General features: G+C 39.2%; 11 protein-coding genes, 5 pseudogenes and 1 riboswitch. Of the genes and pseudogenes, 3 read left to right on the forward strand and 13 right to left on the reverse strand.

What is annotated here, in order from left to right; all coding sequences use genetic code 11:
- Window positions 1-163: 163 nt before the first annotated feature.
- Window positions 164-495 (reverse strand): annotated as a pseudogene (locus KAI37_RS16695) (YolD-like family protein).
- Window positions 496-656: 161 nt separating this feature from the next.
- On the opposite strand from KAI37_RS16695, the gene KAI37_RS16700 reads away from it, so the two are divergent.
- Together KAI37_RS16700 and KAI37_RS16710 are read left to right on the forward strand one after the other, a co-directional pair.
- On the forward strand, window positions 657-1,334 hold the full coding sequence (locus tag KAI37_RS16700) for a hypothetical protein (RefSeq protein WP_071641671.1): 678 nt from the start codon (window positions 657-659) through the stop codon (window positions 1,332-1,334).
- A gap of 877 nt (window positions 1,335-2,211) precedes the next feature.
- Window positions 2,212-2,655: a hypothetical protein gene (locus KAI37_RS16710; RefSeq protein ID WP_199767817.1), complete on the forward strand. Its 444-nt coding sequence runs from the start codon at window positions 2,212-2,214 to the stop codon at window positions 2,653-2,655.
- A 107-nt stretch (window positions 2,656-2,762) separates the two neighbouring features.
- Here the strand turns inward: KAI37_RS16710 and KAI37_RS16715 are convergent, their stop codons facing one another.
- The 4 genes and pseudogenes from KAI37_RS16715 to KAI37_RS16725 form a co-directional block, all read right to left on the reverse strand.
- On the reverse strand, window positions 2,763-3,497 hold the full coding sequence (locus KAI37_RS16715; protein ID WP_220029853.1) for a hypothetical protein: 735 nt from the start codon (window positions 3,495-3,497) through the stop codon (window positions 2,763-2,765).
- A 164-nt stretch (window positions 3,498-3,661) separates the two neighbouring features.
- Window positions 3,662-5,371 (reverse strand): DNA/RNA helicase domain-containing protein, encoded by a 1,710-nt coding sequence (locus KAI37_RS16720; protein WP_220029854.1) that lies wholly within the window; start codon window positions 5,369-5,371, stop codon window positions 3,662-3,664.
- 361 nt (window positions 5,372-5,732) lie between these two features.
- Window positions 5,733-5,894, reverse strand: a pseudogene (locus KAI37_RS26495) (fibronectin type III domain-containing protein); the annotation flags it as partial.
- Between the two features lie 72 nt (window positions 5,895-5,966).
- A pseudogene (locus KAI37_RS16725) lies at window positions 5,967-6,395 on the reverse strand (NucA/NucB deoxyribonuclease domain-containing protein).
- Window positions 6,396-6,639: 244 nt separating this feature from the next.
- Between KAI37_RS16725 and KAI37_RS16730 the strand changes: the two are divergent.
- Window positions 6,640-7,608 carry an SPRY domain-containing protein gene (locus tag KAI37_RS16730; protein WP_220029855.1) on the forward strand — a complete coding sequence of 323 codons (969 nt, stop codon included), beginning with the start codon at window positions 6,640-6,642 and terminating at the stop codon, window positions 7,606-7,608.
- 152 nt (window positions 7,609-7,760) lie between these two features.
- Here KAI37_RS16730 and KAI37_RS16735 read toward each other — a convergent pair whose 3' ends face one another.
- The 8 genes and pseudogenes from KAI37_RS16735 to KAI37_RS16765 all read right to left on the reverse strand — a co-directional run bounded on the left by KAI37_RS16735 (window position 7,761) and on the right by KAI37_RS16765 (window position 13,864).
- Window positions 7,761-8,315, reverse strand: a complete 555-nt coding sequence (locus tag KAI37_RS16735) for a DUF1003 domain-containing protein (protein WP_220029856.1) — start codon at window positions 8,313-8,315, stop codon at window positions 7,761-7,763.
- Window positions 8,316-8,627: 312 nt separating this feature from the next.
- Window positions 8,628-8,800: riboswitch (M-box (ykoK) riboswitch) on the reverse strand.
- A gap of 1,224 nt (window positions 8,801-10,024) precedes the next feature.
- Window positions 10,025-10,441 (reverse strand): hypothetical protein, encoded by a 417-nt coding sequence (locus KAI37_RS16740; protein ID WP_071641680.1) that lies wholly within the window; start codon window positions 10,439-10,441, stop codon window positions 10,025-10,027.
- 15 nt (window positions 10,442-10,456) lie between these two features.
- A complete protein-coding gene (locus KAI37_RS16745; protein WP_220029857.1) occupies window positions 10,457-11,257 on the reverse strand; it encodes a hypothetical protein in 801 nt (266 codons plus the stop codon).
- A gap of 118 nt (window positions 11,258-11,375) precedes the next feature.
- The gene (locus tag KAI37_RS16750) at window positions 11,376-11,765 is read right to left on the reverse strand and encodes a holin (RefSeq protein ID WP_345945631.1); all 390 of its coding nucleotides are present in this window, start codon (window positions 11,763-11,765) and stop codon (window positions 11,376-11,378) included.
- A gap of 69 nt (window positions 11,766-11,834) precedes the next feature.
- Window positions 11,835-12,446 (reverse strand): annotated as a pseudogene (locus tag KAI37_RS16755) (glycoside hydrolase family 25 protein); the annotation flags it as partial.
- A 21-nt stretch (window positions 12,447-12,467) separates the two neighbouring features.
- A pseudogene (locus KAI37_RS26505) lies at window positions 12,468-12,911 on the reverse strand (phage holin family protein); the annotation flags it as partial.
- Window positions 12,886-13,107: a hypothetical protein gene (locus KAI37_RS16760; protein ID WP_071644333.1), complete on the reverse strand. Its 222-nt coding sequence runs from the start codon at window positions 13,105-13,107 to the stop codon at window positions 12,886-12,888. The pseudogene KAI37_RS26505 and the gene KAI37_RS16760, both read right to left, overlap by 26 nt.
- Window positions 13,108-13,285: 178 nt before the next feature.
- On the reverse strand, window positions 13,286-13,864 hold the full coding sequence (locus KAI37_RS16765; RefSeq protein ID WP_220029858.1) for a BRO-N domain-containing protein: 579 nt from the start codon (window positions 13,862-13,864) through the stop codon (window positions 13,286-13,288).
- Window positions 13,865-14,167: the final 303 nt, after the last annotated feature.

Genomic DNA, 14,167 nt, shown 5'->3' on the forward strand with positions numbered 1-14,167 from the left:
GGAAGTCTTCGATTGCGATATGAGGGTTGATCTGCTCAGCTAAAACACTAGCATCAAATGCTCCTAGAAAGACTTCGGCTGAATTGTCGTAGATAAGGCAGTTGAGAACATTTCTTGTTTGTTGAATAACGTCAGTAGAATATTTACTCCCCTTAGATTTTTGCTAGATACTTGCTGAAATGATATCCTCCAACTTTATCCAACTAAAATCATCCTCGCCACGAAACAGTTTCACTTCCCTGCGAGCAGTATTTATAGACGTGATTACACCTGTGAGTGCTTCGTCATCGAACGGGCTAAAAACCACGATATAGGTTGACGTGTGTTGTAAGAGACTATGAGCGCCTGCTCAATTAGCTGCACTTCTTGATCATCAAGTTCAGGCTTACCACGCCGTTGGCGATCTTTCATAAGCTTCAGGTATGCTTCCTTATGTTCAGGGATGATTATCCAACTGCTTTCCCATAATCCATTGCCCTCAAGTTTCTTTCCCATGTATGTAGCCTCCTGATGTATTATGTTCAAATTATATAGCGAACATACGTTCCTTACAAGGATTTTTGTTTTCCACTTCTAAAACTTTTGTACTAGAAAAACATTCCTAGGTCATATATACTATTTTTATAAAAATATTGGTTAAATAGGGGGAAATAATATTGAATAAACCAGTATATAAGAAATGGTGGTTTTGGGCTATCATGGCGTTTGCAGTTATTGGGGGAATAAGTGGAGGTCTAAAAGATAGAGAAGGAACACAGACTATAGCTAAAGTAGATTCAAAGCAAGCACCTGAAGCGAAAACTGTACAGGCACCTTCACCAACAGAAAAGGTTGAAACTGCCGTATCTGCCCCAGATCCTAAGAAAGAAGCGGCAGATAAAAAAATGAAACAGCAACTGGTTAGTGATTTTGAGAAAACATTTTTTGGTGTTGAGAACAATGGATCAGCTGTATTCAATAAATATAAATCAGACATGGATTCCTTAGGTAAAGGCGCGACTGATGTGTTGACGGTATATGGATCGACTAAGAACGCAAAAGATACAGCTTTATCGATAATGTCACAATATAATGAGCTTGAAGTTCCAGATGCTTTGCCTTCTGATGTTAAAGATCTTCTTGAACAGTCCAAGAGTCACTTGGCAACTGCCTATTATTCGAAAAGTGAAGCATTTGATTCAGTACTCTCATATCTTGATGAACAAAAACCTAGTTATATGAATGACTTCGAAGAGAATATCAAATTAGCAGATCAAGATACAATGCAAGGTGTTCTTAAACTAATGCAAGCAAAAGAGAAAGTCGGTCTTAAAATTACTGAAAAAAAGAAGTAATGCATAAAAAGCCCCGGAGCAATCCGGGGTTTTAATATTCTGTATAGTATCTATTCGCCGCACCTGGGGGCGTAACAATCTGCTGATCCATAAAAGCGTCAAATTTACGGTCAGCGGATCTTCTCCAATCGTGCAGCTCTCAGTAATTCTATTCGTTCTCACGGAGTTCCTTGATCTTCGTTTGTTGCGTGGCAATCAGCATGAGCAGCTCTTCGTCGTTTTTCGTTCGTCACTTCAATCAAGTTTTAGACCATAGCCCTGACATCGCGGGGCTTTTTTTATTGCCTAGTGATAAAGATAGTCATTTTTTCCAATCCGTTTGTCTGTTTCGATTCTATAAAAACTAGCATATTTTACATTATCAAAAAAGAAGGGAAGTTGATTCGAATGGGAAAAGTAAATTCTTCTAGAAAAATTCTGAAACCTACGCGTCGCCTAAGAACTAAAGCTGGTACCGCATTCATTTTTAGTATCAACAATGTAGGTCCGTATTTGTTCCAAAGTCGCTTGAACCTGACTGGGTTTGTTAATTCCTCAAGTAGGGTACTTGTCTCGATCACGGAAATTGGTATTTTTGGGGGTCAAGTTAAGCCGTTTCAAGGAGATGCTACCATGACGATCCATAACGTCGTTCCGAACGACGACGGTATAGTAATTGTACGTGGGAATACTGGCTGGGGTAGTCCCGTCAATATACGACTTTCAGTCGTGGTTTTCTAATCGTTCAGACCTGCTGAATGCACTTCTCACGGGTGAAAACTGAAAACTCCCGCCACTACGCGGAAATAAAATGTCGAATTCGCGACAGCGCACAGAACAAAAAAAGTCCTGACATCTCAGGTTTTTTTGTTCCTTCAATTTCTCATCAGGCTTACCTATGCCGAGCGCAAGTTTCGGCGTCATTCCTTACGTCGAGAGCGATGGCGTTGCGTTATTTAATCAGGTACAAGCACGTAAGATGGAGGGTATGGTCGCTAAACGTAGAGAAAGCCGCTATGTTAGCCGCCGATCACCGTCCTGGCAGAAGGTGATTAATTGGACGTATGCGGACGTATTTATAACGGGGTACCGTAAGTCTGATTTCGGCTGGCTTGCGGGCGTACCGAATGAGAGTGGTAAAATGCGTCCGTCCGGCATCATTGAGCTGGGGGCAACGCCGACCCACAAGAAGGCGTTTTATGGTGTGTCCAAAGCTCTGATAACTGGTGAGGATCGCGAGTATGTTTACGTAGAGCCGCGTATAAGAGCTCGTGTTAAAATGCGTAATTGGACTAAAACGGGGTTGTTACGAAGCCCAGTTTTTACAGAGTTTATAGTCTAATAAAACAAAAAAAGCTCTGCCGACCAATTAAGGTTAGCAGAGATTTTTAATGTACTACTTTTTCCTCTTAATATTGTTGTTCACTTTTTGTTCTTATACTGTTCGGATTACCCTTTTAATAATTTATCTTCTTTAATCGGAGCAGTAATTTCTTTGATCTCCACTTCATAATTCATTCTTTGCAAGTTCATTGGCATGGAGTCTAAATATTTATATTCCTCGACCCTAACGGAGTCTTCTGTCCAATTCCCCTCTTTATCTTTCACAAAGACCTCTCTCTTTACCGGGAGCCCTGTTTTAGTATCAATGGTTACCGTCTCTTTTTTAAGATTCGTTGCTGCTACAACCTCTTGAAGTGATGCGTCATTAGATTGTGGACGCACAGATTTCACCCAATTTTGTCCTTTCATTTCTTTTTTCTGTTCTTCCATGAGAGAGATATTTAAAATTTTCTTATTTTCATTAGCCAGGTTAACGGGCAATGTCCAGGTGTTCCCTACAAGTTTCCCCGTTACATGATCCCTCCCTATAGAAGTAATTCGTCTTCCCTCTTCAGAAACTATAATTTTATTTTGTAGGACTCCTCCCACATAATCTTCAGTAACTTCACTTAGGTTTTTCCGATCACGAATTCTTATTTGATAAGAACAATCGGAATAAGTTCTTGAAGAAACAGATATTTTGATATACTCCACCTGACTATTGGTAGCTTTGTCAGCAGCTGCGATCGTTTCACTCTGTGCACCGACAACTCTATCTGTGTTTAGATAGAAAAAACCTGAAACAGCTACCACTACTAATGGAACTGCAAGGATACTAATTAATGTTTTCTTTTTCATCATCTTCGCCTCCTTTACACCGCTTTTAAATTCCAGCCATTCACATATCCGTCGGTATGGTAGTCCGTATCAAGAACCCTCTGTGATCAGGATTACACACCATTGCTAAACCCAACTACAGATGTAGTCCAAACAGCCGACCTTAAAGATCGGCTGTATATCAACAATTAAATGACTTTAGACGATAATTTCTCTTCAAAATATTCTCTTACTTTAGAGTCTTCAAAGTAAACCCTACATCCACTAATTCCTCTAGTGAGGAGCACGTAATATATATTCAGTATGAAACTAGTAAGTTCTTGTTCATTGTATTCGTTCAGTAGTGGAGTACCACCAGTATCTTTATAGTTCCCTTTTATAGCTCTAAGTTTCCCGTTTTCACCAACAGCGATATCTTTGCCGATAATAATTCCGACATGGTCAATATCCGCGCCTTGAATGGCATGGATAGAGCCTATTTCATTCTTACTACTTTCAATCTCAACCCATTTTTCATACTGGCTATTCCATCGCCACTTGCTTTCATTCTCAACCCAATCATAAGGCAGATTAAACTTGTCTATTCCTTTATTTTGCGATGATTTTGGGTTTGAAATCCACTCTCTAGTATAACCAGCAATAACACGATTTGTAGTATTGGCATGACGGAGTTCAATTTCTCCAATGTATTTAAATAGGTCTTGAATGGAATCAACGATTCCAAAATAAGAGTCCTTGTTGCGATATGCGAAGACATTAGGATTAAATTCAATTTCATCTACAATGTCTAAAGCATACAAGATGCCATTGAGAAAATCGTTGCCACTAAAGGAACCGTCACCCTTGATTCGATATTGTTGACTTAGAGATTCTTTTACATATCCTTGGGTGAGCTTGATGAAGTTAGCCCTAAGAACATCTTGTGGACGTATGCTCTGGAACTGGTCATAGAAGAGAACGAGTCCATCTGTGATTTCTTGAAGCATGTGGATTTCGTTAATCTCAGGCTGACTCTTGTCGAAATGTTTTTTAGATTCTGGGTGTCCTTTGGGGTAGTATCTTTGCAAACGATGTGCTTCGTCAACTAAGATGATATCGTAGTGACTATTACTCTTGCGTGCTTCCTCAATAGCCTTTCCAGCTCGAACAAAGGTAAGTTTATTTTTCAAATTCAGTTGCTTTAAAATTCGATTAAACTTGTCGAGTAGGTTGCTTGTAGTGATCAAACCTATCTTCATATCTGGATTTTTGTTGATCAACCTATACATAAGCGACATCATGAGAACTGTTTTTCCAGTTCCAGCTCCACCCTCAATTAGATACTTATTATGAGGATCTTGAATTACTCTTTCCTCAATATCAGATTGTTGTTTGCTCAGTTGAGTGAAAGGGGAGTATTTGAAAATAATCTTCTGCCTAATTCTTTCTAGATCGTTTGTATGTACTAATCCTTGATTATATAATTCGTTTCCCCACAGCTTCACAAATACTTCTTGCTCCACTTTGTGATGCTCGTTGTATTGCGGTTGAGGTTGTCCATTATTTCGGTTATATATCTTGAACTTTGTTTCGTCTGTTTCCGCAAGCATATGGTTAATTATCATGAACTCCAAATCTTTGATATGGGACTCGGTAAAGAAGCTTGCATTGTAAACAATTAAGCAATTGGTAAATTCGCCATCATTGAAATGACTTTCATGAATGTGCTGGTCGTGACGTACCCAAAAATGCTTTGTTTCGCCTATGTATACTGTTTTTTTCTTTAGATTATAGTAGATATAAGTGACAAAGCCTTTATCTAATATATCTTGTTCACTTTGACAGAGATCATGAATACAATTTTGGTTTGTGCTGCTACCATTTACGTATAGAGGCAGATTCATTATTCCGTATTTCAAAGACATCTACTCATTTCTGTATCTATTTATATTACAATGTTAGTAAATCTAAATTAATTATTTGTGATTATTACGGTTGATGTCAATAGAGTTCAGCAAAATAAAACAGAGAGCGGAGAAAGAGCTATGTCACCCTACGAAGATAAGATAAAAGATTTAATGTCAAAAGTAGTTCAATTCAGAGATGATCGAAATTGGAAACAATTTCACAACCCAAAAAATTTATCTATCTCGTTAGCTTAGCGGGTATTTATTACGGAGCAATGTTGCCATACTTATTGTCTAGCAAAAGCCCAGCTAACCTTAATGGATTAGCTGGGCTTTTCACTATTTAACGATTAATTGGCCGGTGGGGATTGCTTTATTTAGAGTATTCACTTACCTCAAACGTTAGGATACGATCATACAGCATGTAGTCCTTACGGCTGCTAAATGGTCCTTTGTTGTTATCGTGCTTGTTGATTGCATAGGATGCAGATCCAGAACCAGCCTGTTTGCTTTCGTACCAAGAGATAAAGTCATTGTTTTGCATATTTATTTTTTATTGGGTATAAAAAAGACTCTATTGGCTGCTAACTATTAGAGTCTCTCATCCTTATTTCACTATAAATCTTACCTTTGTTCCATCAGCATAATTATCTAGCTGATGACTTACCCATGATCCTGCTCCCCGGTTATCACTAGGACTTATGTATCTGATATCAGCACCTGCGCCACCTTCTGCACACATTGCCATTGGCCATTCATCCCGGTCATATCCTTTTTTAGTGGGATAGCCCTTTAGTGACTCCTTTCTATTTTCTTCGGCTCCGTCCCGATCAATCGTGCATACCGCAGAATGTCCGGCCGCTATTGCGTCCCTAATGTGTGCTCCAGTTTCAGGATAGCGTGAACTTGGGAACTACAACGTATACCCAGTTGCTGCTTGTACACTTCTTGAAACTGGTTCTGCATTAACACCTTGTACGGAAAAGATAGCTGCCAGTAAGAATACGATTAATCCTCTTGCGATTCCCTTTATCATATGACACCTCCATAGTATTTAAACCTTCTCCATACTATTAGGAAAGTCATGTCGAAGTATCGCGTACGTTGTCACGAAACAAAATAAAAATGCAACATATACAACAGTAGAGCATCTTACTATACTCCAAAAATTTAAATCCATAATTAAACTTATATTTGAATATATAGACATTAATGTTTAGACACTCCTATAATTGAGTTTTATAATTCATTTTGTTATTACATAATTTTAGGAGGAAGTCATGAATAATAAAATGTTCAAAAAGTTTGGGAGTATCTTGTTAGCATTATTTATTGGAGTTTCCGTGTTCTCATTATTTCCTACAGTTACAAAAGCAGAAACTGCCAATGTAACCTGGTCAGATGGGTCTCTAACAAAAACAATTCCTCAATGGAATCAAACCGATATTGCTAATGTAGGTAAAAACTCAGGAAAATGGTACTGGGAAATAAAGCTCGAAAGTGGTTTTGGTGAAGTGGGCTTATTCAGTCCAGACACCAAACAACCAATTAGGTATGAAGGGCGCTCGGGACGGAACTATGGTCCTTCAAGCACTTCATTTGGTTCTGGGCAATATGATTATGGGAGTACTTATAATGCAAATGATGTTATCTCGGTTGCTTTAGATTTAGATAATAATGCATTGACTTTTTACAAAAACGGTATCTCTCAAGGGGTATCACGTTATACTCCTTCTCTATTAGGAAAAACTATATATCCTTATATAAGAAATCCTCAAGATCCACCTGCTACGTATACTGCTAATTTCGGAGCAAGTGAGTTTAAGTATCCAGTTCCTGAAGGATTTTTACCTTATCAAGCTACGGGCGGATCTACGACACCTGATCCATCTACAAAGCCTGACCCATCTACAACACCTGACCCGTCTACAAAGCCTGATCCATCTACAACACCAGATCCATCTACAAAGCCTGATCCGTCAGATACCGATGGGGCCTCCCAACCAACTGGTGATCGCGCCATTCTGACTGTAACGATGGACAATGGATTTGATAAAGAATTCGATTTGAGTAAAAAAGAACTGAATGCCTTCATCGCTTGGTATGACGCTAAAGATGCTGGTAGAGGTGCTTCATTCTTTGCCATTGATAAGCACAATAACAACAAAGGTCCATTTAGTAATCGCAAGGACTACGTAATATTCAATAAAATACTCACGTTTGAAGTGAGCGAGTATTCAACTAAATAAACAACAAGAAGGACTCTATCCGGCTACGTGCCAGTGGAGTCCTTCTTTACATCTACTCTAAATTCAAACTGCTTACGGAAGAAATAATATCCGTTAATCTGAATCGATTCAGGTGAAAACTTTTCTACGGGGCCTCTATATAATCCAAAGAGTCATTTGTGTTCTTCATTCGGTTGTTTTAGAACAAGTAAGAGTTTTTTAATCTCAATCAGTTCGCCTTCGATCCGATGAAGGTGGCTCTGCATATCGTCAATCTCTTGTTCGGCTTTGTAGTTGATCGCGAAGTCGATAATCGATTCATGCTTATCCCTTGCAGTTTGGCGGTTCTGACTCATCATAATGACCGGAGCCTGGAATGCTGCGATAAAGGACAAACACAAGTTCAACAAGATAAATGGAGGTTCATCGAAATGAAAGCGAGTAAACGGCAAGCTGTTCAAGAGTATCCAGATGGTCAGAAAGATAGCGAAATAAGTAATAAATCTCCAGCTACCGCCGAATGATGCAATCCGATCCGCAAGACGATCTGACCAGCTTGTCGTTCTTTGGTACGCTTCATCTAAATGAGAAAGAATGCTATTTTCGTAACTATCGACTAGCCGATCAATACGACGAGTATTTTCCTGATTCAATTCAATATCAAAGCCTTGAATATGAGCAGCATTTTTATTTTGCTGCTTTTTTTGAAAAAAATTCATTTTTGACATGTCAACTACCTCCTTGTTTAAGGCAGTCGGGCCCAATACTACCCCGTAGGAGAGGAGTAGCAACCATACTCAATTACGGTATCTAGTTTTAACCCGACTGCCAATAGACTCACTGGTTCTGGATCCGGTTCAGACGAACTTCGACTACTCATAGAATGGTTCAACCCCTCTCCCATTATCATGTTGTGGGCTCCATATTTTACTGATCACACTGGAACCATATCACTGTCAATACCTAACACATTGAAATAAAAACGCCCCTCAGCTCAACTGAAGGGCGTCGTTCTGCATGCAAGATAAAGCATACAAATATCCGATTCCCCCAAGTCGAGCTTTAGCACTATACGACGTAAAAGAACCAAAGTTCTTTAGCCACATTAAGAAGAGCCTTAATCCGGCAATTCCTGTTATACCCATTGGCATCTTTCGATGTTTCCGGGCAGTGGCTTATGTTCGTATAGGAGCCTCACCTAACGAGGACATCAATATTTCATTAGCAAGCATACTGCTGTCCAAATGTGCTGTCAACCCAAATATATTCACTATATTTTACATGTGTTTGCGCCTGGTGACAGCGACGCTGGCACTTCCCCATATAATGCAAAAATAAAAAGTCGTTGTGCCGCAGGTGCGGCAAACAGGTGGTCTACAACTTACACTATATCATCACTCAACGGTTTTACTACATATACTCTTACCTGGCTTAATGCAGCTGCAAATAATTCTATATCCGACTTTAACACTTTATATGTATGGTTCATGCTGATCACCTCAGTCATTCATTCGATGAATGATATGAGAAATCCTTCAATAAAATATTCCCCTGTCGATAAAACCCAACAAGCGTATAGGCTATTGCCAAATACGCTTGTTGGGCTCTACTTTTTACCATTCTTAAAAAAATGAGTCAAGTCAAGTGAAGTAGTATTATCCCACAATTTTTTTCACAAAATTAAATCCAACACGCTTTAGTAATTATGACCAACAGGATAAAGAGCACCAAAATTGCACCCGTCGATGTGAAAGGACAAAAATGTTTTGCCTTATGCTCATGTCCACATTCACTCACATGAACTCCTCCTTTTTTTAAGTTACGGTATATAGTATGTGTCCTTAAAGAAATTGACAGGGCTACACGGCAAATCACAAAAACACCCCACCAGCTTAGCCAGTAGGGTGTAACCGATTCTTTCGAATTGCACAACGGTGCTTCCGTATATGTTGTTATCAGCATACATGATTTGAATGATGTTGAAAATGTTCGTTATCTTACGTTCGAAAATATAACATTCAGATGCGTTCAGTTTTCCGCAATATAATTAGGAAGAAAAAAATTTCATTCCGATATTTTAGGGTTTGTTCTGGTTCAAATATGGTCAAAAAAATCTATGAGTGTTATGCTCCTCTAAAAGTTCTTTAACCTCTTAGAAGGAACAACCAAGACATGAACATTTACCGATTTGAAATCTGCGCTAATGGATTCTTACTAAAAGTTATTCATAATGACAAAGAAGAAAACGGGTTAAGACTTTGTAGAAGGTACATCACAAGTTGCAAATATTAAAATAAAGATAAGGATCAATAAACGCGAAGAACAGAAAAACAACTGGGAATATCACGGAAAGCCTTATCAATATGTAAAGACATTAGTAAAAAAACCTAGAAAAACAGAAGCTAAGCCCTCGGAATAATCTGGGAGCCCTCCATAATTATTTGGATAGTTTCATAAGCGAACCCACAACGACTTGCACTCTGTCTGTGCTAAACATTTTAGAAAGTAAACCTAGAAATTCCTTTTCTGAATTGACACTCTTCATTAAACCGCTTATTTGCAGTTCCTTCACAATCTTTGCATCCAACTTTGTCGTAATAGGATAAATTGTTATATCATGCGAGATGTACAGCAAAACATAAGAATAACCCTCAAGAAACTTGCTCTTAATGGAGAATTTATAAACAAATGCATCTGCCATACCTGTTGGAGTAGAATGCTTAGGGACTTCTTCGACAATACCATAAACTATACCGTCAGTACTTTCAAGGAGAAATTGACCCTGTTTCTCTAAAATTTCTTTTGGGGTAATTATGTCTTCTGCAGCTTTAAAATTTGGCCAAAGATTATCCACTTCATTTCCACCTTTCTAAATTTCAAAATAAATTGGTAGATGGTCACTTGTTAAAGGTGTTCCATTTTGCTTAATTAATGTTTCACCGTTCACTTCTGTGATTATTTGTATTTTACTAAGATCAAGATATTCCAAAAGAACAGGTCTTATAATAACCTGGTCCAGTATGTTCCAATTAACATTGAAATGTTTAGCTTGTGAATAATAGTATGTCCCTTGGTGACCATATAAATCTCCAAAAAAGTTCCACATCGGGTTATAAAACATTTTGTATTCTCTACCTTTAATTAACCTTTTCCCCTTTTTCGCCTCAAAGATAGTAGGAACAGCATGAAATGCACTAGCTGCAAGCATCCCCTTTTCAAAAGGATTCATATTAAAATCTCCAATTACAATTGTGTTTTCATTATTTAAATGTTCCTCATCTTGTTCAATCTGAAGGCGAAATAGTCTAGACTCTTCAAGATAATCAAAATCGTCTGAATATAACTTGCTAGGAAAACGAACAAAGGCAATAGTTAAGTTTACTAATTTTGGATGCGGAAATTGTTTTAACGTAAAGTAATTTGTTTCACTTAATGGCTTTACTTTCTCAGGTAATATTTTAGTGAAAATGTTTATTCTTTCACATCCTATAATAGGGACATGATAGTAATTTTGGCCCTTTTCAGATAAATTTCTTAGTAAGGTCTTATAATCCCCACGATACTCGGCAAAGGATGCAATATCACAATTACTTGAAATAAGAAGATCCTCAATAATACTTGAATTATCTATTTCTAGCTTCCCTACATTCCAAAAGAGTATATTCATCATTACTGCTCCAGAAAGAATTTTATTTTATAGGTAATTTGTGTCTTTCTAAGTATATTTATATATAGCTTTTATGTAAATAGAAGGCTGCCTAAACACTTGCAGCCTTGAATAAAGGAACTTATTTTTTTGTAACACCTGGTCGATCCTTAAACGCCATTTCAAAAAGTCCCGTTGCAGACAATCCAGCCAGCCCACCAGCCCACAGGCGCAAACTCAGATCCAAATCTGTGAATGGAAGAGCCGCCCAGCCTATCAGCAGACCGATTACTACGCCTACAACAGGTACGTAATTGACAGGAATGCTCACTGTTTTCTTGATCAATTGAACCACTGCGATTACTATTACCACTAACGTTGAAGCAAAGACTAAAACCTGATTCATGATTTCCATAATTACTTTATCCCCCTTGAGAATGTTTTTACGTAGACGACTGAGAGCTGCAGCTGCTTCTTCCCGTGTAATCGGTGCGCCGGGACGCGTTCCATCAAAGTAACCATTCTTGGTCATTTCCTCCCATACATCTGCTGCCCACGGGCTAACCTTGTTAATGTCTCTCTGTTGTTCTGGCACTTTATTTTCTCCCTTCTTATTGAACCGCGTACGAATCTCGTCCACCGTTCCATCAAATCCATTCAGATCAACGTTACCAGCAACTCCTTTGACCTTGCCGCTATCGCTGTACTGCCAAATATCCCAACGTTTCCATGTCACTGTGTCACTCGGGACGCGAGTATCACTGTAACGGGCTATCCATAGTGGGTAACCGCCCAGTGAGGCGTTAAAATTGGCTGCGAATGCATTCCCCGTATAGATAATGGGCTTACGTCCTGTAAGTCGCTCCAGCTCCAGCAGGAAGGCCAACGCTACAGCACTAATAAGCGTTTTGGACAGGTTGCCGGGATTATTTTCATAATCCATTACAGGAGGTAAGTCTAGCGTCTTCCCACCACCTACCTGTTCCAATACTTCGGCAAAGTGCCGCGCTTCTGCTTTAGCTGCCTCAACGATTGCGTCTACAAAGTGGTATGCTCCCAGCAATACCCCGGCTGCTCTGGCTCCTTTTGCATTCGTGGTGAATGTAGGATCAACGTAATGCTGCCCCTGGCTTGCCTTGATGAAGGCAAATGAAACACCATCCGCCTTAACCGCCTTCCAATCAACCTTTCCTTGATAACGGAATACGTCTATTCCTTGGGCATTACGGCTGTTTGTCGTTGCATCCTCTTTCTCTCCTTCCTGACTTCCGCTTTTACTCTTCAGCACCTCAACAGCCTGCCGAATGATCGACGGTACTGGCGCGCCAAGCCTACCGCCGTTTTCGACTATCGATAGCAATTCATTTGCCATATAAAAATAGGCGACCGCATCCCTAAATAGGTGCGAATCGCCTAAGACACCATCAATTAGATGGGATACTGCTACCATTGCAAAAATAAATACCTTTCGAGCGATACCGATAAGACCAATCTTGCTTTTTAAACCTGGTCCGGTACCCTTCTTACCTTCTGCGCCAGCGGCAAATAATCCAGTCACATAATCAATAATGACTAGAGCAAGTAACACCCCCAATACTCCCGACCACCCACCGTAAAAATACGTTACAGCACTGCTTCCCCCGTCTCTCCGTTCAGGAAACTTTTCCTGAGCTATCATCGTCTACTTTCTGTTCCTTTTCTTCTTGGGCCTGTATCTCTGCTAATGCATTTCCTACTGCTATATCCAAACCTTTAAGTATTTCTTTCCGGCGCGCTGGTTGCGAAGCAATGACAGCAGAAATGACCTCAGTCAATTCTTCAACTGGCCTTGTTAGATCCATTTGTATATCCAATGCGGATTTTATTTTTGCCACGGGTTTCATCACCTCCTTGGGCAGCAAAAAGACACCTTTAACTTACAGATGCCTTTGATTGTTCCTTATTATAAATTTTCAAAAGCCATTCACGACCTAACTGAGTAAATCTACGGTGATAGATCACTTTTCCGTTATCAAGAACTTCTTGTTTGATTTCAACATAACCACAATCTGCCTATCTGCTGTACAGTAGCCATGTATCTTTCTGTCTGAATTGAATCTTTCGATTGCCTAAATCATGGTTAAGCGCAATTGCTGACTTAAATCCGAGTTCCTTGGCAATCTCCGTAGCCGTATACGTTTTGTTTACATGCATTAGGATTGCATTTTTCCTTTCCGTCTGTACTCTGGCAGCGCGTTCTTCCTTGAGCTTAGTAAGTAGTTCAATTCCAAAGTCAGGATTATTAAGGATATTATCAATCACATTGTCCGTAGCATATATTCCATGCTTCCTGATTGACGGCAGTATTTCATCAGCTACTTCGTTTCTTGCCTTCATCGCCAAGCGGTAAAAGATGTTTTCAGGAATATAATCCCCTTTCCCAGCTTGTTGGTAAGAATCAGCATCCCCACTTGTGGGGATGAACCCAAATTCCGACAAGTGTTTATTTACTCTCTCCCAGCGCACAACCTCATTTCCACTCGCAGCTCTTTGAGTAAAACCCAACCCGCGAGAAACATCTTCTAAATTCAATTGCGCCGTGCCGTTTCCATCAATAAATCCTCTTACTCCGTGAATTGTAAGTATATCCATTACTGATCTCACCTTTCTTTGAATGCAAAATAAGCCCCTGAGTTAACAGAGGCTTTCATACTTATATCTTAAATTGGTTCTGCTGCTATAACGCTACGGATTTTAAAAACCAATATGTTATTAAGCTAACGGGCAGGATAGCATAGCGAAAGGAAAACAATGGAATTATGTTGAATTAATTAGAAACGGTTGTTGATAGGTTTTACAAATATTTTTTATGAAATATGTAAGAACCTGAAATGTTGTGATGTTCGCAAATCTAACTGTTCTTCGAAAGTAAATTATTATAAAAGGAAGGGGACT

The sequence above is a fragment of the Paenibacillus sp. S25 genome, assembly GCF_019454085.1.
Classification (GTDB): Bacteria; Bacillota; Bacilli; order Paenibacillales; family Paenibacillaceae; genus Paenibacillus; species Paenibacillus polymyxa_B.

What these genes read in the sequence shown, in the direction of transcription:
- KAI37_RS16710 (WP_199767817.1), top strand. Translation starts at nt 2,212, where the DNA reads ATGCCGAGCGCAAGTTTCGGCGTCATTCCTTACGTCGAGAGCGATGGC.
- KAI37_RS16715 (WP_220029853.1), bottom strand. Translation starts at nt 3,497, where the DNA reads ATGATGAAAAAGAAAACATTAATTAGTATCCTTGCAGTTCCATTAGTA.
- KAI37_RS16730 (WP_220029855.1), top strand. Translation starts at nt 6,640, where the DNA reads ATGAATAATAAAATGTTCAAAAAGTTTGGGAGTATCTTGTTAGCATTA.
- KAI37_RS16735 (WP_220029856.1), bottom strand. Translation starts at nt 8,315, where the DNA reads ATGTCAAAAATGAATTTTTTTCAAAAAAAGCAGCAAAATAAAAATGCT.
- KAI37_RS16745 (WP_220029857.1), bottom strand. Translation starts at nt 11,257, where the DNA reads ATGATGAATATACTCTTTTGGAATGTAGGGAAGCTAGAAATAGATAAT.
- KAI37_RS16750 (WP_345945631.1), bottom strand. Translation starts at nt 11,765, where the DNA reads ATGACCAAGAATGGTTACTTTGATGGAACGCGTCCCGGCGCACCGATT.
- KAI37_RS16765 (WP_220029858.1), bottom strand. Translation starts at nt 13,864, where the DNA reads ATGGATATACTTACAATTCACGGAGTAAGAGGATTTATTGATGGAAAC.